This window comes from Bacteroides sp. AM54-2NS, assembly GCF_003602935.1.
Taxonomy (GTDB): Bacteria; Bacteroidota; Bacteroidia; order Bacteroidales; family Bacteroidaceae; genus Bacteroides; species Bacteroides xylanisolvens.
On sequence record NZ_QTMZ01000029.1, the window covers coordinates 34,734 to 53,416 of the forward strand.

At 42.5% G+C, this 18,683-nt stretch carries 13 protein-coding genes and 3 pseudogenes; 12 read left to right on the forward strand and 4 right to left on the reverse strand.

Annotated features, from left to right (window positions below; genetic code table 11):
- Window positions 1-50: 50 nt before the first annotated feature.
- From DXA05_RS17145 to DXA05_RS17175, 8 genes are all read left to right on the forward strand, one after another.
- Entirely contained in the window at window positions 51-638 is a 588-nt protein-coding gene (locus tag DXA05_RS17145; RefSeq protein ID WP_119219445.1) for a sugar-binding domain-containing protein, read from the forward strand.
- Window positions 539-2,581: a glycoside hydrolase family 2 TIM barrel-domain containing protein gene (locus tag DXA05_RS17150; RefSeq protein WP_128859415.1), complete on the forward strand. Its 2,043-nt coding sequence runs from the start codon at window positions 539-541 to the stop codon at window positions 2,579-2,581. The genes DXA05_RS17145 and DXA05_RS17150 overlap by 100 nt, the downstream gene beginning before the upstream one ends.
- Window positions 2,582-2,776: 195 nt before the next feature.
- Window positions 2,777-4,492 (forward strand): glycoside hydrolase family 2 TIM barrel-domain containing protein, encoded by a 1,716-nt coding sequence (locus DXA05_RS17155; protein WP_284515598.1) that lies wholly within the window; start codon window positions 2,777-2,779, stop codon window positions 4,490-4,492.
- The gene (locus tag DXA05_RS27800; protein ID WP_284515592.1) at window positions 4,489-5,196 is read left to right on the forward strand and encodes a DUF4982 domain-containing protein; all 708 of its coding nucleotides are present in this window, start codon (window positions 4,489-4,491) and stop codon (window positions 5,194-5,196) included. Before DXA05_RS17155 ends, DXA05_RS27800 begins: the two co-directional genes overlap by 4 nt.
- 8 nt (window positions 5,197-5,204) lie before the next feature.
- Window positions 5,205-6,413, forward strand: coding sequence for a family 43 glycosylhydrolase (locus tag DXA05_RS17160; protein WP_007560917.1), 1,209 nt, complete (start codon window positions 5,205-5,207; stop codon window positions 6,411-6,413).
- 26 nt (window positions 6,414-6,439) lie between these two features.
- Window positions 6,440-7,390 (forward strand): family 16 glycosylhydrolase, encoded by a 951-nt coding sequence (locus tag DXA05_RS17165; protein ID WP_007560915.1) that lies wholly within the window; start codon window positions 6,440-6,442, stop codon window positions 7,388-7,390.
- 189 nt (window positions 7,391-7,579) lie between these two features.
- Entirely contained in the window at window positions 7,580-9,898 is a 2,319-nt protein-coding gene (locus DXA05_RS17170) for a hybrid sensor histidine kinase/response regulator (RefSeq protein ID WP_229038314.1), read from the forward strand.
- The gene (locus tag DXA05_RS17175) at window positions 9,879-11,162 is read left to right on the forward strand and encodes a sigma-54 dependent transcriptional regulator (RefSeq protein ID WP_007560909.1); all 1,284 of its coding nucleotides are present in this window, start codon (window positions 9,879-9,881) and stop codon (window positions 11,160-11,162) included. The genes DXA05_RS17170 and DXA05_RS17175 overlap by 20 nt, the downstream gene beginning before the upstream one ends.
- A 3-nt stretch (window positions 11,163-11,165) precedes the next feature.
- Here DXA05_RS17175 and DXA05_RS28430 read toward each other — a convergent pair.
- The 4 genes and pseudogenes from DXA05_RS28430 to mobA all read right to left on the reverse strand — a co-directional run bounded on the left by DXA05_RS28430 (window position 11,166) and on the right by mobA (window position 15,639).
- A pseudogene (locus DXA05_RS28430) lies at window positions 11,166-11,577 on the reverse strand (hypothetical protein).
- 294 nt (window positions 11,578-11,871) lie between these two features.
- Window positions 11,872-13,907, reverse strand: a pseudogene (gene mobC, locus DXA05_RS17185) (conjugal transfer protein MobC).
- A 62-nt stretch (window positions 13,908-13,969) separates the two neighbouring features.
- The gene (mobB, locus tag DXA05_RS17190; RefSeq protein WP_007560899.1) at window positions 13,970-15,232 is read right to left on the reverse strand and encodes a conjugal transfer protein MobB; all 1,263 of its coding nucleotides are present in this window, start codon (window positions 15,230-15,232) and stop codon (window positions 13,970-13,972) included.
- Window positions 15,217-15,639 carry a conjugal transfer protein MobA gene (mobA, locus tag DXA05_RS17195; RefSeq protein WP_040312737.1) on the reverse strand — a complete coding sequence of 141 codons (423 nt, stop codon included), beginning with the start codon at window positions 15,637-15,639 and terminating at the stop codon, window positions 15,217-15,219. Before mobA ends, mobB begins: the two co-directional genes overlap by 16 nt.
- A gap of 740 nt (window positions 15,640-16,379) precedes the next feature.
- Between mobA and DXA05_RS17200 the strand changes: the two genes are divergently transcribed.
- The 4 genes and pseudogenes from DXA05_RS17200 (at window position 16,380) to DXA05_RS17215 (ending at window position 18,598) form a co-directional block, all read left to right on the forward strand.
- The gene (locus tag DXA05_RS17200) at window positions 16,380-17,132 is read left to right on the forward strand and encodes a ParA family protein (protein ID WP_004326326.1); all 753 of its coding nucleotides are present in this window, start codon (window positions 16,380-16,382) and stop codon (window positions 17,130-17,132) included.
- A gap of 5 nt (window positions 17,133-17,137) precedes the next feature.
- Window positions 17,138-17,575: a DUF3408 domain-containing protein gene (locus DXA05_RS17205; protein WP_117652470.1), complete on the forward strand. Its 438-nt coding sequence runs from the start codon at window positions 17,138-17,140 to the stop codon at window positions 17,573-17,575.
- 2 nt (window positions 17,576-17,577) lie between these two features.
- Window positions 17,578-17,952, forward strand: coding sequence for a DUF3408 domain-containing protein (locus DXA05_RS17210; RefSeq protein WP_117652427.1), 375 nt, complete (start codon window positions 17,578-17,580; stop codon window positions 17,950-17,952).
- Window positions 17,940-18,598: pseudogene (locus DXA05_RS17215) on the forward strand (DUF4122 family protein). The gene DXA05_RS17210 and the pseudogene DXA05_RS17215 overlap by 13 nt, the downstream one beginning before the upstream one ends.
- Window positions 18,599-18,683: the final 85 nt, after the last annotated feature.

An 18,683-nucleotide genomic window follows, 5' to 3' on the forward strand; every position in this document is an offset into this window, starting at 1 on the left:
TTTACACTTTTGAAATTATTTTTGTCATTAATATTAATCTGAAAATCGATATGACCATAAAAAACATTATCACAGTCTTAACTATCTTTCTGTCCGGATTCTGTTATGCCGGAACCTCCACTAAAGTGGATTTCAACTTCGATTGGAAATTCAGCAAACCAGCAGGCTTCGTGCCTCAGGACACTTTGTTCCTGAGTCCAGATATAAAGTGGGAGGATGTGTGTCTGCCTCACGACTGGAGTATCAGCGAAGGATATACCAAGACTCAGACAGCCGGAAGCAATGGTTTTCTGCCTGGCGGTGTGGGGATTTACATGAAGAATTTTCTCACCTCGGATGATATGAATGGGAAAAAAGTGTTCATTCATTTCGAAGGTGTATATAATAACTCAAAGGTTTGGATAAACGGGCATCTGTTGGGATTCCGTCCTAACGGATATGTGGGATTTGAATATGAACTTACTCAATATCTGAAACCAAAAGGTTCGATGAATACAATAACTGTCTGCGTTGACAGAAGAGCGTATGCCGACAGCAGATGGTATGTCGGTGCCGGTATATACAGGAATGTGAGTCTTATTCTAAGAAACGAGCTCTATATCCTTCAGACGGAATATTCGTTACCACACCACAGGTAGGCAACCGTTCGATGGTGAATGTGGTATGCGAGGTGAAGAATGCTGGAACAGGTGTAAAAGGAGTCACCGTGAAGCACGAAGTAGTGTACGACGGCAAGACAATAGCTTCTGTTTCCGATGATTTTGTTGCCCTGAAAGGCGATTTCAATGAGTTCACTGCATCTGTTGAACTGGAGAATTGTCATCTCTGGAGTCTTGAAACGCCTTCGATGTATGAGCTTCATACTACTCTGATTGCTTCTGACGGATATGTGATGGATAAGAAAACAACAAAATTTGGTATCCGCAACATTAAATTCGATGCGGATGAAGGCTTCCTTCTAAACGGAAAATCCGTAAAAATAAAAGGAGTGAACATACACCACGACTTGGGATGTATGGGTGTTGCCGCATACGATGATGCCCTGTTGCGACGCCTTCTGAAACTTCGTTCCATAGGCTGCAATGCCATACGTACAGCCCATAATCCGCATTCGGAAAGTCTGCTGGAAATGTGCGACAGTCTGGGACTTCTTGTAATGAATGAATTTATCGACGAATGGAAGGTAGCAAAGAAAAAGTGGATTACTGAGCGAGCTAAGGAAGATGCGCCCGACAGCATATCAATAGGATATACCAGATACTTCGATACGCATGCCGAGCACGACCTCAAGTCGTTCATCAGGCGAGACAGAAATCATCCTTGCGTGATACTCTGGAGTATAGGCAATGAAATAGAATGGACCTATCCATATTACTGGGCATCGAGCAAAGACAATAAAGGGTTCAAGGGGCTTATCCATACGGGCGACCCGGAAACAGACAACAAGTCTATACTGAAAGAGTTCAACCGTCTGTCAGGAGGAAAAGACGATTTGGCTGAAACAGCCGCTGTCCTTGCCGGTTGGGTTAAGGATGTGGACACTACCCGTCCCGTCTCTTCAGGAGTCGTTGTTCCGTCAGTTTCGCGTCTCTCCGGATATACAGACGTGCTTGATGTAGTGGGATATAACTATAAAGACAAATATTATGAAATCGACCATAAGCTATATCCATATCAGCCTATTATCGGTTCGGAGAATGTTGGTCAGCTCTTTGAATGGACAGCCGTGGCCGACAAGAAGTACATAGCGGGCATCTTCGTGTGGACAGGATTCGACTATCTTGGCGAGAACGGTCCATGGCCTGCAAGGGGTGGAGACTGTTCTTTCTTCGATTTCGTGGGCAACAAGACAGCGCGTGGCCATTTCTTTGAATGTCTGTGGAAAGACACACCGAAAACCCATATTGTAACAATACCTGAAAAAGAAAGCGAGTTCAAGATGGATGCTGACGGAAGTTTCACCTACACTCCACGCCCGGGATGGATCAGACGCTGGGAGTGGTACGACACACGCGATAAATGGAAGTACCGCAGGGACGAGGACATACTGGTACAGGTATATACCAACGCCCCAGAAGTGGAACTGTTTCTGAACGGCAAATCGTTGGGAACAAAGAAACGCAGCGATTTCATGGAGCATAATATACTGATGTGGAAGGTGGCATACAAGGAAGGAACACTCCTTGCGGTAGGCAAGGACGGCGACAGAATATTGTCGAAAGACACTTTGTCCACAAGCGGCAAGCCGTGCCGTCTGGCACTGAACTGCGACCGCAAAACAGCTACCGACAACGGTTATGACCTTATCCATGTAGAAGTATCCATTGAAGATAAAAAAGGAAACACAGTAGTCGATATACCTTCGGATGTGAGGATAATCCTCGACGACAAGTTTGAACTTGCCGGACTCGACAATGGATCGCCTTCGATAGAAGATTTGAACATCAACGTCATAAACAATAGTGTAAGGACATATAACGGAAAGTGTCTGTTTGTCCTGAGAACCATAAGAGGGAAGAAAGGAACATCCTTTGTAAAGGTTGTAGGTGACGGTGGAATACAGGCAGATGTAAAATTCTGATTTCCCACCCTATATCACATTAATATCCCCCTCATATATTATAAGTGAAAGATATAGTTTTATGACATCAAAAAAACATGTAAAACCTAAGATTATGAGAAATAAAAATCTTTTAGCTTTAATAATCCTATTATCAACCCTAAAGGTTCAGCATCTGATTCAAATGTTGATTTCAATAAAGATTGGAAATTCGTACTGAAAGATTCTGCTCATTATTCATATACTTCTTATGTCCCTGGTGATGAATGGAAGAAAGTGAACCTGCCACACGACTGGAGTGTTGGTCTGCCTTACGACTCCATCTCTGGCGAAGGGTGTGTAGCTTTCCTTCAGGGAGGAATAGGATGGTATAGCAAATCATTTCCCACAACAATCAGCGCAAATCAGAAATGCTATATAGTGTTCGATGGAGTATATAATAATTCTGAGTATTGGATAAATGGCAAAAAACTTGGATATCATCTTTCGGGATATGCTCCTTTTTATTTTGATGTCACAGACTATCTCAATCCCAATGAGGATAACCGCATGACTGTAAGGGTCGACCACAGCCATTATGCCGACAGCAGATGGTACACCGGTTCAGGTATATACAGGGATGTGAAAATGATTGTAACCGACAGACTGCATATTCCGGTTTGGGGAACATTTGTCACTACTCCCGTGGTTACTGATAAATATGCTAAAGTAAACAACCAAATTACCGTGCGCAACAGTTACTCTGAACCCAGAACAGCTGTTGTTGAGATAGTGTATAAAGATAATAAAGGCAATATCGCAGCCTTTGAGGTCTTCAGTATAAAACTGAATGCTGGTGAGGAGAAAATTATCGACATCGTATCGGAGATAAAACAGCCGGATTTGTGGAGCGTCGAGATACCAGTCCTCTATACAGCCGAGACCCGTATTAAGAATGGCGATGAAGTCATTTCTGAAAACACTGTCAGGTTCGGTATACGAACATTCCACTTTGATGCAGACAAAGGTTTCTTCCTTAACGGAAAAAATATGAAGATAAAAGGAGTATGCCTGCATCATGATGCCGGTATAGTTGGCACAGCAATGATACGCGATGTGTGGTACCGACGTCTGAAAACCCTTAAGGAAGGAGGATGTAACGCCATCCGCCTTTCGCACAATCCGGGAGCGGATGAGTTTCTGTCTTTGTGCGATGAGATAGGTCTTCTGGTCCAGGAAGAGTTCTTCGATGAGTGGGATTATCCCAAAGATAAAAGGCTCAATATGAAGGAAACGGTAGAAGACTATCCTACTCATGGTTATTGTGAGCATTTCCAGGAATGGGCTGAAAGGGATTTGAAAAACGTAATGAGGAGAAGCCGTAATCATGCCTGTATCTTCCAGTGGAGTATAGGTAATGAAATAGAATGGACTTATACCGGATGCCGTGAGGCAACAGGTTTCTTTGGAGCCGATTCCAACGGTAATTACTTCTGGAACCAGCCTCCATACTCTAAAGAAAAAATCAGAGAAATGTGGAAAATCCAGCCTAAACAAGCATACGACATTGGTCGTACAGCGCAAAAATTAGCAGCATGGACACGCCAGATGGATACTACACGAGTGGTTACCGCCAACTGCATCCTGCCTTCCATAAGTTTTGAGACAGGATATATCGATGCACTTGATGTGGCTGGTTTCAGCTACAGACGCGTGATGTATGATTATGCTAAGAAGAATTATCCTGACAAACCTATAATGGGTACAGAAAATCTTGGTCAGTGGCACGAATGGAAGGCGGTGATTGAAAGAGATTTCATTCCGGGTATGTTTATATGGACAGGAGTCGATTATCTGGGAGAAAGTGGAAGCCGCCTTTCAAGATGGCCTCAAAAGTCAATAGGATGTGGTCTCCTGGATATGTGCGGCTATGTGAAGCTTCGTACGACATGATGAAATCATTGTGGACTGACAAGCCTTTTATTGCTATATATTCACAGACTCCAGACAAATCTTCGTATCTCCAGGTAAAAGATGGCTTTACTGATAAGAAAGGACATGAATGGGATAGAAGATTATGGGTTTGGGATGATGTAAACTCTCACTGGAATTATCAGAAAGGTGACTCGGTAATAGTAGAAATATATTCCAATTGTGATGAAGTGGAACTTTTCGTTAACGGCAAGTCGATGGGAAAGAAGTATATAGACGATTTTGAGGATCATATCTATAAATGGGCAGTTCAGTACAAGCCTGGCACTATTACCGCAAAAGGAAAAAATAAGTTAGGTAATACCACTACAGCTATAAGGACTTCAGGCAAAGAACATTCGATATTGCTAGCGGTTGACAAACAAAGTATCGCAGCAAATGGAAAGGATGTTCTGCATGTCACAGCCCAGCTTACAGACAAAAAAGGTAATCCTGTAAAGACAACAGAACAGATGCTTAAGTTCAACATCGATGGAGAGTACCGTCTGTTGGGTATAGACAATGGAAATGTAAAGAACGTATCTCCATATCAAAGCAAGGAGATTATGACATATCAGGGAAGATGTATGCTGATGCTTCAGTCAACAGAAAAAACATCGGTACTGAATATCAGTGCAGAAACAAGTGAATTACAGTCGAATAAACTAACAATTAATATAAAATAAAGTCTAGTATGAGAAAAATTATTTTTGCAGCCGGCATGATGTCGCTATTGGCAGCATGCGGAAATACAGGCAATACACAGACTATTGCCGTTGACGACACTCAGAATTATGATGAGCGTAAGGCCGATTCATTGGGAATACCTAAGGGAAATAAGTTAAGTGCAGCTATGAAACGTGCCATGAAATGGGAAAATCACGACAATAAATGGTTCTTTGAGTATAAGATGGAACCACTTAAAGGTGATCTTGCTTATGAAGAGGGCGTAGTAAGAAGAGACCCGAGTGCAATGCTGAAAATAGGTGATACATATTATGTGTGGTATTCAAAGAGCTATGGACCTACCCAGGGATTTGCTGGAGATATAGAGAAAGATAAGGTTTTCCCGTGGGACAGATGCGATATATGGTATGCCACATCAAAGGATGGATTGACATGGAAAGAGCAGGGAATTGCAGTGAAGCGTGGTGAAAAGGGTGCTTACGACGATCGTTCTGTTTTCACTCCTGAGGTAATGGAATGGAAAGGAAAGTATTATCTTTGCTATCAGGCTGTAAAATCTCCTTATACAGTCCGTGTTAAGAATACTATCGGTATGGCATGTGCTGATTCCCCCGAAGGACTGTGGACCAAGACAGACAAGCCAGTACTGGAACCTTCTGATACCGGCGAATGGGAAGGCGATGAGGATAACAGATTCAAGGTTGTATCGAAAGGCGATTTCGACAGTCATAAGGTACACGACCCGTGTATAATACCTTATAATGGTAAGTTCTATATGTATTACAAAGGAGAACGTATGGGAGAAGAAATAACATGGGGTGGTCGTGAAATCAAACACGGTGTGGCTATTGCTGAAAATCCTATGGGTCCGTATGTGAAATCGGAATATAATCCTATTTCAAACAGTGGGCATGAAGTCTGCGTCTGGCCTTATAAAGGAGGTATAGCTTCTCTTATTACTACCGATGGTCCTGAAAAGAATACACTTCAGTGGTCGCCTGACGGAATAAACTTTGAGATAATGTCTGTAGTAAAGGGTGCACCACATGCCATTGGTCTGAACCGTAGTGCAGATGCCGAAAAAGAACCTACCGAAATATTGAGATGGGGTCTTACTCATATATACAACAGTTCTGATTACCAGAGTATAATGAGATTTTCTACTTGGACATTGCAGACACATACTGCTAAGGGTGAATCAAAAGAACGTAAATAAATTATTCTAATTTAAATTAAGATACCATGAAGAGAAAACTGTTTACTATTTGTTTAGCATCGTTGCAATTTGCATGTGCAGCAGAAAATTTAAATAATAAATCATACGAGTGGGACATCTATCCTGTACCAGCTAATGCTGGTGACGGTATGGTGTGGAAACTTCATCCACAGTCGGACGACTTTAATTATATTGCTGACGAAAAGGATAAAGGAAAAGAGTTCTATGCCAAATGGACTGATTTCTATCATAATCATTGGACAGGGCCTGCTCCTACAATATGGCAGAGAGACCATGTTTCCGTTTCAGACGGATTCCTTAAAATCAGAGCCAGCCGTCCTGAAGATGTCCCTCTAAAGAAAGTTGTAAGCGGACCTAACACAAAGGAACTCCCGGGAACCTATACAGGATGTATTACATCGAAGACTCGTGTAAAATATCCGGTTTATGTAGAAGCATACGCCAAACTTTCAAATTCAACCATGGCATCCGATGTATGGATGCTTAGCCCTGATGATACTCAGGAAATCGATATTATAGAGGCATACGGTGGTGATAGAGACGGTGGAGGTTATGGTGCCGACAGACTTCACTTAAGCCATCACATATTCATCCGTCAGCCATTCAAGGATTATCAGCCAAAGGATTCAGGTTCATGGTATAAGGATGACAAGGGAACATTGTGGCGCGATGATTTTCATCGTGTTGGAGTATTCTGGAAAGATCCTTTCACACTTGAATATTATGTAGATGGAGAACTCGTCAGAACTATAAGCGGTAAGGATATTATTGATCCCAACAACTACACTGGTGGCACGGGGTTGGTTAAGGATATGGACATCATAATAAATATGGAAGACCAAAGCTGGAGGGCCGTTAAAGGTTTAAGCCCTACGGATGAGGAACTGAAAAATGTGGAAGATCACACTTTCCTTGTCGACTGGATAAGGGTTTATACACTGGTCCCAGAAGAATAGGATTTTTATAGTTTATATCGTAATTTAATAAACACTTCATATATTCAACTTTTTCATTAATGAGTTTCAGTTGTAATATGAAGTGCTTTTTTATTGCTTGAATTTGAAATAAATATTTGAGAATGATATATACTATGACTAGTTAAATATATAAAATTATGATGTCAAAAAATCAATAGAATGTTCCTGATGACTTCATTATTGCGTAAAAGACTATTTATTGGATATTTTATTACTGGATTTATAGTCATAAGTATGGTTACTGCGATGATAAATGAACGTTGTCGGTTAAAAGAACTTAAGAATCTGATAATTCAAATTAATGAAGCTTATGAGAATTCCAATAAAGTTCATTTGTATATTACTAAGTTGGCAACTTTAGGTGAATCGGTTATAGCATGGGATGAGTCTGATTATAACATATTTCATAATCACCTTTTTAAAACAGATAGTGTTTTACTTGAAATTAAATTAAGGAGTGGTGATTTTTTATGTCCGGTTCAAATTGATTCTTTACGGGGATTGCTTAGAACGAAAGAAATGTACTTGTTTCGAATAATGAAAGCAATCCAATTTGCGAATAAATCTGATAGTATTCTTACTAATGAATTGCCTATAATAGCTACTCAAACAGTAAAAGTGAAGACAATAACTCAGAAAAAGAAAGGAATTGCCGGATTATTTGGAAAGAAGGAAAAGATACAAGTTCCCTATATTACTAATGAAATACAAGATTTTAATAATAGATTGGTTTCTGCCAGAGATTTGCGAAACAATCAGATTGAAACCTATGTGGATAGCCTGCGTTTGCATAATAGGATGTTAAATCAGAAGTTATATGATTTTGTATCGTTTTTAGATAATCAGGTACAGTTGTCATTTACAGAACGAAACTCAGAGGTAACAGAAGTCAAACAAGAATCCTTCCGATTATTTATCGTAATGATGAGTATTGCGGTTTTTATAATATTAATTTCATTTTTAATTATACAATCAGATTTACGTAAAGAAGAAATAATTAAAGCCAAATTACAACAAGCTATTCAGGAAAACGAGAATTTGCTTGATATGCGCAAGAAAATCATCCTGACAGTTTCACATGATATTAGAGGCCCACTTGGTAATATCCATAACTGTGCCGATCTAGTATCGGAAACGCGAGAGAAGAAAAAGCGTGAAATATATTTAGATGACATCCGCCATTCTTGCCAGCACGTCTTGCATTTGGTCAATAATCTGATGGATGCTTACCGTATTAATGAAGCTGGAGATTTACATAATGATATACCTTTTTATCTTAACCGTTTTTTAAAACGAATTTCAGATGAGTTTTCTCGTAAAGCGACTTCAAAAGGTCTTATTTTATATTCTGAACACAAAGGATTAAATGTAACTGTAAAAGGTGATGCGGACAAACTCGAACAGGTACTGGCCAATCTACTTACAAACGCTATCAAATTTACTTCCAGAGGAAACGTCAATTTTCATACTGAATATTCAGAGGGAAAACTTCGGATTGAAATTAGAGATACCGGTATAGGGATGGACGAGGAAACAATGAAAAGAATATTTGCTCCATTTGAGCGTGCCGCACAGGATGTCAATTCTGAAGGTTTTGGTTTGGGACTTTTTCTTACCAAAGGATTAATTAAGGTTTTGGAAGGAAAAATGGATGTGGAAAGTACACTCGGTAAAGGAAGCGTATTCAGGCTGGAACTTCCTTTGCCTGAAACGGATGAGTTAGTTGAGGAAGACAAATCGGACCATAATACAATAACTATATTGCCTAAGAATGTTCTTGTAGTGGACGATGATCCTATACAACTGAAAATAGCAGAAGATATGCTCGGGCGCAAAGGTATATCCTGTAAAACCTGTAAGAATGCACGTGAAGTAGTGGCCGCTCTTGAAAATTCTGAATATGATTTGGTCTTGACAGATGTACAAATGCCTGATACTGACGGATTCTGTTTGTTAAGATTGCTTCGCAATTCGGACATCGGCAATTTTAGAACTGTTCCAGTAGCAGTCATGACTGCCCGTGGTGATGGAAATTCCGGAATTTATGAAAAAGAAGGATTTGCAGGCTGTATTCATAAACCGTTCAATATCCACGGACTGCTCGCTTTTTTATCCACCATTGTATCTCGTACACAAGTTTCAGTTTCCGGAGATTTTGATTTTTCCAGTTTACTGGAGAATACGGATGATTATAGTCATATGCTTTCTCTCGTTGTTATGGAATCTGAAAAAGAACTGGAGGAGATGGAATCTGCTGACAGGATAACCGACCGTGAGACCATGAGAAAAATAATACACCGGATGATGCCTGTATGGGAAATGCTCGAGAAAGATAATATTTTACGTGATTTTCAAAGAATATTGCATGACAGTGATAGCCAAAACGAAACTGTTCATGAACATGCAATACAAATCATGGAGTGGCTTAAAAAATTAATAGAAGAAACAAAAAAGGAACTGAAGAAATATGAAAATCCTCATAGTTGAAGATAATATGATACTCTGCGGTATGATTGAAAAATGGTTGCAAAAAGCCGGTTACGAAGTTCTAACCGCAATGGACGAGCCCGGAGCACGTAGTATTCTGAAGAAAAACGAAATCAATCTTGTGTTGGGAGACGTACGTCTGCCGGAAGGAAATGGTATCAGCCTTCTGGAATGGATGATGCGTTCTAATGTGGAAGTTCCATTTATTGTCATGACAGATTATGCCTGTATCACGGATGCGGTCCGTGCCATCAAGCTCGGTGCTAAGGATTATTTGCAAAAGCCTGTTCATCAAGAGCAACTGATAGAATTAGTACATAGCATGCTTAAACAACCTGTTATTGTACGTAAAGAATGTTCTTTTGTTGAACGTACCAGTGAAGCAGCAAGAAAATCCGCTTCACTGGCTCGTCGTGTGGCACCGTCGGATCTTTCTGTTATGATATTTGGTTCGAGTGGAAGCGGTAAAGAGGTGATAGCCCAGATGATACACCGTTATAGTGACAGACGTGACAAACCATTCGTTGCCGTCAATTGTGGAAGTATACCTAACGATTTGCAGGCTTCTGAATTTTTCGGTGTAGTCAAAGGAGCTTTTACAGGAGCTGTTGCTGATAGGAAAGGACATTTTGAGACGGCCAATGGAGGAACCTTATTCCTGGATGAAGTTGGTAATATGCCGTATTCCATGCAGATTCTTCTTCTACGTGTCCTTCAGGAAAAGGAGTTTAATCCGGTAGGAAGTGATAAAGTGAAACATACGGATGTACGTATCATTTCTGCTACCAATGAGGATATGAAAAAAGCGGTGGAGGAAGGTCGCTTTCGTGAGGATTTGTATTATCGCCTTGCAGAACTCGAAATTGTTCAACCGCCATTAAAAGATTGCAAAGACGATATTCTTCCGCTTGCCGAATTCTTCAGAAGAGAACATTCCTGTAGAATCCGTGTCAAGAATGAGGGATTTACCGAAGAAGCGAAAGCATGCATGCTGGGATATGACTGGCCTGGTAATGTGCGGGAATTGAACGCAAAAATCAAACGTGCGGTAATTGTTGCGGATAATGTATTATTGGATGTTTGTGACTTGGGACTGGACAATGTAGATTGTAGTGACAATCCGGATATTCGTATCATTCAGGAAAAGGAAAAGATACGAAACCTGCTTGAGAAAAATCATGGTAATGTCAGCAAGACAGCAGTGGAACTCGGTTGCAGTCGTACAGCCCTGTACAAGAAAATGAAGAAACTTGGTCTGAAGTAATCTTTATTCTTTAAGGCGGTATACCAGTCTGCATACATTGTTTCGGAATGTTTTGGACTCACGCAAAGTCCATTGTCCGAATTGAATCTTTCCGGTTATGTTTTTCCCGCTTTTGTATGATATTGGAAGCAGGTAAATGACCAGTTCATCTGCGAGTCGGAAGAGAAATACACCACCCACATATTCTGCACTTTTTTCATCTTCTACCTTCATGAAAAATGTGCAGTCTTTCATGTCTTTCCTTGGCATCCATCAAATCAAGCATACCGTAATGCGGATACATGTTAAATGTAGCCCGCTCTTCCCAATAAGGGAAACCGTTCCGGTCTGTCCTGAGCCATTCCATCAGTTCCTCATTTTTATCCGGTAGAAATCCGTCCAATGTGACGGGCATAATAATCTGTACTTTTGCCATACCTCTGCTTGTTAAAAATAAAAGCATGAAACCCATGCTTATTTCGAACAGAGGCTCTGACAAAGCCCAACACAGAAACTCGCATGGGCTCACGCTATAAGGTATAACATAAGCCTCACGCAATAGCCTCCGTGTTTTTGAATTTGTCAGATTCCTGTTCGAGACATCTTGCGACTTATGTATATAATCGACGGAAACATCCCGTAATCCGCCGTTATGTTCTATTTCAATTTCAAAGATAAGGAATGTTCCCTGAAAATCAAACTGATTCAGGATTTATTTGTCATTCTGTATCTATTCAGCTTTTCTTTTCTCCTCTTCTGCACTTTCTATTCCCAGCCGTTCACATAGTTCCGGGTCGCTCTTGATACGTTCCATCTCATCGTTGATGATAGCCTGTGCATCCGCCTTTATCTGGTCATAATTGCGCTGTATCTGTTGGAGCATGATGTCATTTCCTTCACTGTCCTTGAACCTGTTGATAACCGGGATTTTTTTATAAGCCTTTTCTTCCGCACTTACTTTGGCATGGTCCACGATAATTTCCGCATGGAAAATCTTTTGGTCGATTTTCTCACCGAAATTATCCGATACGGAACCGACAAACGTACCCTGTGAGAGGTTGGAAATTTTGGATGCTGGAATCAGTGAGTCCAGCTGGGTGTTGATAGATGTAGAGACATCCTGACGGTTGATGGATATGGACTGCCGTTTCTGCAAAATCTTTCCGAAGCGTTCGGAAAGTGTCTTGGCCGTTTCGCCGACCACCTGACCGCTGAATATGTTGCCGACTGTATTTTGAATCACCTTGCTTTCCTTTTCACCGTAGTCACGGTTAAGCTGGCTGAAGTCCTGGAATCCCAGACAGACCGCCACCTTGTTGGAACGTGCCGTTGCAATCAGGTTGTCCAGTCCTCGGAAATAGATGGTAGGAAGCTCGTCTATAATGACCGTGCTTTTAAGCTGCCCTTTCTTGTTTATCAGTTTGACGATTCTGGAATTATACAGTCCGAGCGCTGCGGAATAGATGTTCTGTCGGTCCGGATTATTGCCCACACAAAGGATTTTAGGTTCCTTCGGATTATTGATGTCCAGAGAAAAATCATTGCCTGTCATGACCCAGTACAGTTGTGGAGAAATCATTCTGGTAAGCGGAATTTTCGCCGAAGCTATCTGGCCCTGAAGCTGGTCTTGTGCCCCACCCTTCCAGGCATCCATGAAAGGAGAAAGGTAGTTCTCCAGTTCCGGATAGGAAGTCAATATGGTAAACAAATCAGAATAAGGTTTGTTCAGCAGTTCCACGGCATGAGGGAAGCTGCAATAGATACCATTTTTGTATATTTTCAAATACCAGATTATAGCTGCCAAAAGGATAATAGGAGACTCTACAAAGAAGTCACCCTGTTTTTCAATCCAGGTCTTGTTCAAATTTAACATGATGGTATAGCTTGCTTCGTATGCGTCAGATATGTCTGTCATGAACTCCGGATTGATGGGATTGCAGCGGTGTGAACGGTGCGGATCATCAAAATTGATGACGTAAAAATGCGGTTTTACCTTATATTTGTCCATATTGTGCAACAATGTATTATAGGCAATGGTTGAAAGGTCATCGAATTTGTAATCATAGATATATACACTGAAACCTTTGGAAATCATCTGTTTGATGTAGTTGTTCACCACTGCGTAGGATTTACCGGAACCCGGTGTTCCCAATACGATGGTCGCGCGGAAAGGATTGACCACGTTGATCCAGCCGTCGTTGAGCTTGCCGCCATACTGGAATCTGGTGGGCAGATTGACAGAATATTCATTCTCCATCAGCCTTGTCTCCTGCATGAAGGATTCGTTTTCCATATTGAACACATCCTCCATCAGGTTATGCCTGTAAAGCCTGCTGATCCACAGTCCCGCCATGAGCAGGCATAGATAACCGGCTGCAAGTGTCACCACATACAGGGCAGTAATCGCTTCGTGTGGAAAAGGCAGGTCAAGCAGCCACCAGTTCATGAAAAACAGAACCGCCCCGGCAGTGAGTACCGCCATATACGCTGCCATGTAATCTTCTCACCCTTGACTCCGATAGTACCCATACAGGATATGGCCAGCAGAAGCACTGCCATCAGTTTTGTCCAAAGGATACAGCCGAATATACCGGTTGTCCTGTCAAAGTTCATCAGTATCCGGTCTATGACATCCAGATTCAGATGCCAGGCACTCATACTGGGATAGCAGTATACATAAACGTGGACTACCAGAATAAAAATACTGACAGCCCTGCCGAATTCCATAATCTTGGCAAGGGCTCTCAAATCGTCTTCCTGTTGCATAATGATGTAGATGATTGTGGGGGAATCCGTTGTTCCCCCTGTTGTTGACTCATTTTGATTGATCAGATACCGCGTGATTTGCGTTTCTGCGGTTTCTTTTTCCGTTTCATGCGGCGACGGAACGCTTCTTCCTCGTAATCGACTGCCGGATTTGCCTCAAAGGAGAAGATGCCTGCCGCCTGTTCAAGCGCACTGTTTTCTTCCATACGGTGGCCGTACCGTTTCCAAAGTTCCTCCGGACCGGACTGTTGTCTGTCCTGCCAGGGTATTCCTTCCCACCAGTTGACAAGGCCGTTGAATACGTTGGCGGAAAACTCCTTTCCCATACGTGAACCGTTGAACGCCTCGCGCCGTTCATGGTCTATGAATGTGACACCGTAGATACGTCCGGTATCGTTCCTTCGGAATACCACATCAATGTGCTCCTGTTTCAGCAGTTCCCTGAATTCCTGTTCCGATTTTGCGTTACGCATGGCCCATACGACCTTGCCGGATATGGCAGGAGCCCATCTGCCTTCCTTGAAGTCCTGTGTATGCCGTAACATACGTTCGGACAGTCCCGTATTTCCGAAACGCTTGCCGAACCTTGCACTTTTTATCGGAGGGCTGACTACTTTTCCAATATCATCTGTAGCCGAATAGATGATACCCGTATAGGGTGTTCCCATGTAATCGCCTAGTAGTTGTCGGGCTTCAATGTTCAGTGTGGAAAGCAGTGCGGAATACTCTCCGAAAGTCTGGAAACGGTAGCTTTCCAGTACGGCCTTTAGTGTGTTTCCTATCTGATGGCGTATATCCCCCTGTGAGGCATCCACCTTTTTCAGTTCCGCTTTCGGATTCCGTCTTTCCGCATCCGCACTGTTACGCAGTCCGAATTCCTGTTCCAGTTCCCGGCAGGCTGTCATTGAACGGCGGTGTTCATAGGAGTCATTGATTTTCCTTCCTTCATCGTCAATGCATACACTCACGATATGTATGTGCGTGTTGCAGGTATCTCCATGTCTGTACACGATGAACGGCTGGTCACCATAACCCATTTTCTGCATGTATTTCTCTGCCAGTTCCGCCAGCCTGTCATTGTCCAGCCTGTCTTCCGGTGCCGGGCTGAGGGCGATATGCAGGACCGGCTTATCCGTCCTCCTGTTTGCCGTCAGATGGTTTTCAAATGAAAGGAGAGCTAGACGCATGTCCTCGCTCGGCAGTCCCGGGCGGTCGGAAATCATCCGGTGTCCGGAAAGGATTTCCGCCGTCCCCTGAAATACCTTTTCATGATTATAGGCCAGTGCCCCGTAAAGACTTTCTCCGTGACTTATCTTTGCAACCATTTCTTTTCATATTCTTTAGTTAAGGCCATAATCTGTTTGTTGAGCAGTATCAGTTCCAGGGTAGCCTTTTCAAGTTTGTAAAGCAAGGACATCGCCCTTTTTTCCCCGAAGTTTTTCTGTACGGCCCTTACGACCTGATTGTAATTGTTGCCTATTGCCTGGAATTGTCTGTAAAATTCCCCGAGCCGGATGTAATAGTCCATGGAAACCTTGTCCACCTTGATTACCTTCAGCTGTTCTGAAAAGATTGATTTCTTGATAAAGATTGTCCTGTCCCTTGCTCCGGATTCCAGAAACAGTCTTTCAAATCTGCTTTTCTCCTGTGCGTTCAGACGGAAATTGTACTTGTAGTCCGCCGGATCAGTCTTCGGTTTTCTGCCTGTCCTTCTTGCCTGTTTTTTCTCCATGCTTTTCTGCTTTTGGGTTATTTTTCTTTCTCCGTCAGATTTTCCGACTTTGGAGGAAAATCTCCCGACCGTTAGGGAGGGCAAGTTGGTTTTTGTATGGCAGAATACTTTCTGTCGTACAAAAACACAACTTGCTCTGTTCGTTTGAACAGAGAATCCACCTCCAGCGGATTGCTGCGCGACGTGAGCGGCGTGCTGCTGTCCGTCGGAAGATGTTCCAAGCCGTTCATCGGTTCTGACTTTGCAAAATTATGACCGTGTAAACAGTTGTGAAATAGCGGATTGTATGACATATAATGACGCCTGATGACATCTGATGTCATGGTATTGGTTACATATTACCTGTATGCTTGAAAGACCTTATTTTTGACGCGATTTAAGCGTGCAATATTGCAATAACATAATGACATAATAACATAACAACATGGTATTGCAATAATATAAGGACATAATAACATGGCAACATAGTATTACAATAACATAATGACATAATAACATGGCAATATAGCATTGCAATAACATAATGACATAATAACGTAACAACATAGTATTGCAATAACATAAGGACATAATAACATGGCAACATAGTATTGCAATAACATAAGGACATAATAACGCGGCAACATAATATTGTAATAACATGAGGACATAATAACATGGCAATATAGTATCACAATAGCGTAATGCCATTGTAAGATTAGTGAAAGAAAAAGTGAATATTAACCCCAAAAACAAAAGGTATGAACAAACGTCCGATTCTTGTCGCCTTCAGCAATCAGAAAGGCGGTGTGGGCAAGTCCACGGTAACAGCGGTTCTTGCCAGTTATTTTAATTATGTAAGAGGTCTGAAAGTTGCTGTCGTTGACTGTGACTATCCCCAGTTCAGTCTGGAAAAACTAAGGGGAAGGGATTTGAAGAACCTTGAGAAAAGCGAGTATCACCAGCGACTTTTCTGCCGTCAGTTTGAAGACGGTTCCCGTAAGGCCTATCCGATCGTCACTTCCACGCCGGAGGCAGCCGCAGAGATTCCCGGCAAACTGGAAGGCGACTATGACCTGATATTCTTCGATCTTCCCGGAACGGTGAACTCCCGTGGTGTATTCGAGTCCGTCATGAACATGGATTTTATCTTTACTCCCATTGTAAAGGACCGTATGGTCATGCAGAGCAGCCTTTCCTTTGTATCGACCGTTCAGGATTTTATCGGACAGCATCCGGAAGCTCCCCTGAAGGACATACGTTTATTCTGGAACCGTATGGACAGCCGTACTTCAAAAGAACTGTATGTAATGTATAATGCAATAGTGCTTCGTATGGGGTTGAAGGTCTTTGAAACCGTACTTCCGGATCTTGAACGTTTTAACAAGGAAATGACACCTTCTTCCAGGCAGCATTTCCGCTGCACCCTTCTTCCTCCTTCCGAATCACTACTGAAAGACAGCCGTCTTGAGGCGTTTGCCCAGGAGATGGAACGTATCATATTTCCGGGATAATGGCTATGGCAAAGAAAAGAGAGATATTCAAGGTGGACGAGGATGCCTTGAAAGACATGATGGCCAGTGAATCCATTTCCTGCGGTAAATCTGGAACTGATGTCGGCGAGAATGTTCTTCCTGTCACAGAAAAGGAAAAAAATGTACCGGATGTAAAGACACAGGGACAGGAAAAGTCCCGGAAAACGATACGCGCCGATCCCGGACTGGAAGAGAAGGTGGAAATGTATAAGGAACTGTTTCTGGACAGAAAGAAGTCCGTACACAGAAAGCAGACCTATATCAGCTATGACATGTATTGCAGGCTGGCCCGTATCCTTCCCCTTCTGAGTGATGACATGAGTGTGCCCGCTTTTTTGGATAATGTGCTGGCACACCATCTTGAGACTTACAGTGAAGAGCTTGGCGAGCTGTTTCGCCGAAAAACCCCAAAAACATTCTGAAAATGATATGGATTGTATTGACTGTTGCCGTATTGGTTTGCGGTCTGCTGTTATGTTGCGTTTATTTACTGTCCAATAAGATTTGTTCACTGAAAAGACAGGTCAGAGAGTTGAATGAGAAAATAGGAATAGCGAACTGCTTTCCCGAATATAGCCGTGTGTATCTGAACGATACTCCAGTCGGGAAAGGACGTCAGATTCGTATCCGTTGCGGTTTGTACAACAAGGCAAGCCGCCTTATTCCGTTTATGGCTCCCGGCATGAGTGTTTCAGTCTATGTGAGCAATATCGTGGAGGAGCACTTGAAACGCCACGGAGAATTGCTGAAGAATGAACTTGAATGTTTTCTCTATAAGGATTCTTTATGGAAGAACTGATATACTTCTGTGTACGGATTGTCTGTATAGGCTATTTGCTGTACAGCGTGTATGGCTGGAGAAGGCGTATCGAAACTGTTTGTACCCTGCTTTATGGGAAACCTTGCGTGAAGAAGGAAAATAAAGAAGCTGCCGGAACGGAATCTGCGGTTTCAGATGCAGAAGTGATGGGAAGTACCCGTTATGTCTATCTGGACGAGAATGCCGGAAAGACTGCCGCTCCCTTCATGAGCCAGCCACTTGAAAGGAATTTTATCGGTGAGGAGGAGGATGTGCAGCAGGAAGATGTGGAATGCAACCTTCAGCTGGATAAAATGAAACTCCTGCAGGAAGTCCAGGAAGACCTTGATGCGGAGTCTCCCGAAGTGGAATCCGTATCACCTGTTCTGTCCAGCAGGGACATGGAAGTACTCGGCGAATATCTGACACATCAGGATGAAGCGACCATGAGAAGGCCATGCAGGCGGCCCGTGTCCTGTTCTCCATCAGGCAGACCAGCCTGATTGATGTGTTCCTTTCCAATATGGAGAATTCCGCGATTGTAGAGGAACTGATAGACAGGTATCTTGATGAGGACGGCAATCCCAAACCGCTTAAAGTAAAGGATGGGAATGAACCGTCTGACGAGTGGCGGAAATATATCTGACACCGATATATTCAGGCATCCCGGAAATCTTTTCGGGATGCTTTTTTTATGTCTGTAAGGCTTCCTGAATGACATCTGATGACAT

Coding starts and splice junctions, on each gene's coding strand:
- DXA05_RS17145 (WP_119219445.1), top strand. CDS start 51: ATGACCATAAAAAACATTATCACAGTCTTAACTATCTTTCTGTCCGGA.
- DXA05_RS17150 (WP_128859415.1), top strand. CDS start 539: ATGGTATGTCGGTGCCGGTATATACAGGAATGTGAGTCTTATTCTAAG.
- DXA05_RS27800 (WP_284515592.1), top strand. CDS start 4,489: ATGATGAAATCATTGTGGACTGACAAGCCTTTTATTGCTATATATTCA.
- DXA05_RS17160 (WP_007560917.1), top strand. CDS start 5,205: ATGAGAAAAATTATTTTTGCAGCCGGCATGATGTCGCTATTGGCAGCA.
- DXA05_RS17165 (WP_007560915.1), top strand. CDS start 6,440: ATGAAGAGAAAACTGTTTACTATTTGTTTAGCATCGTTGCAATTTGCA.
- DXA05_RS17170 (WP_229038314.1), top strand. CDS start 7,580: ATGACTTCATTATTGCGTAAAAGACTATTTATTGGATATTTTATTACT.
- DXA05_RS17175 (WP_007560909.1), top strand. CDS start 9,879: ATGAAAATCCTCATAGTTGAAGATAATATGATACTCTGCGGTATGATT.
- mobB (WP_007560899.1), bottom strand. CDS start 15,232: ATGGTTGCAAAGATAAGTCACGGAGAAAGTCTTTACGGGGCACTGGCC.
- mobA (WP_040312737.1), bottom strand. CDS start 15,639: ATGGAGAAAAAACAGGCAAGAAGGACAGGCAGAAAACCGAAGACTGAT.
- DXA05_RS17200 (WP_004326326.1), top strand. CDS start 16,380: ATGAACAAACGTCCGATTCTTGTCGCCTTCAGCAATCAGAAAGGCGGT.
- DXA05_RS17205 (WP_117652470.1), top strand. CDS start 17,138: ATGGCAAAGAAAAGAGAGATATTCAAGGTGGACGAGGATGCCTTGAAA.
- DXA05_RS17210 (WP_117652427.1), top strand. CDS start 17,578: ATGATATGGATTGTATTGACTGTTGCCGTATTGGTTTGCGGTCTGCTG.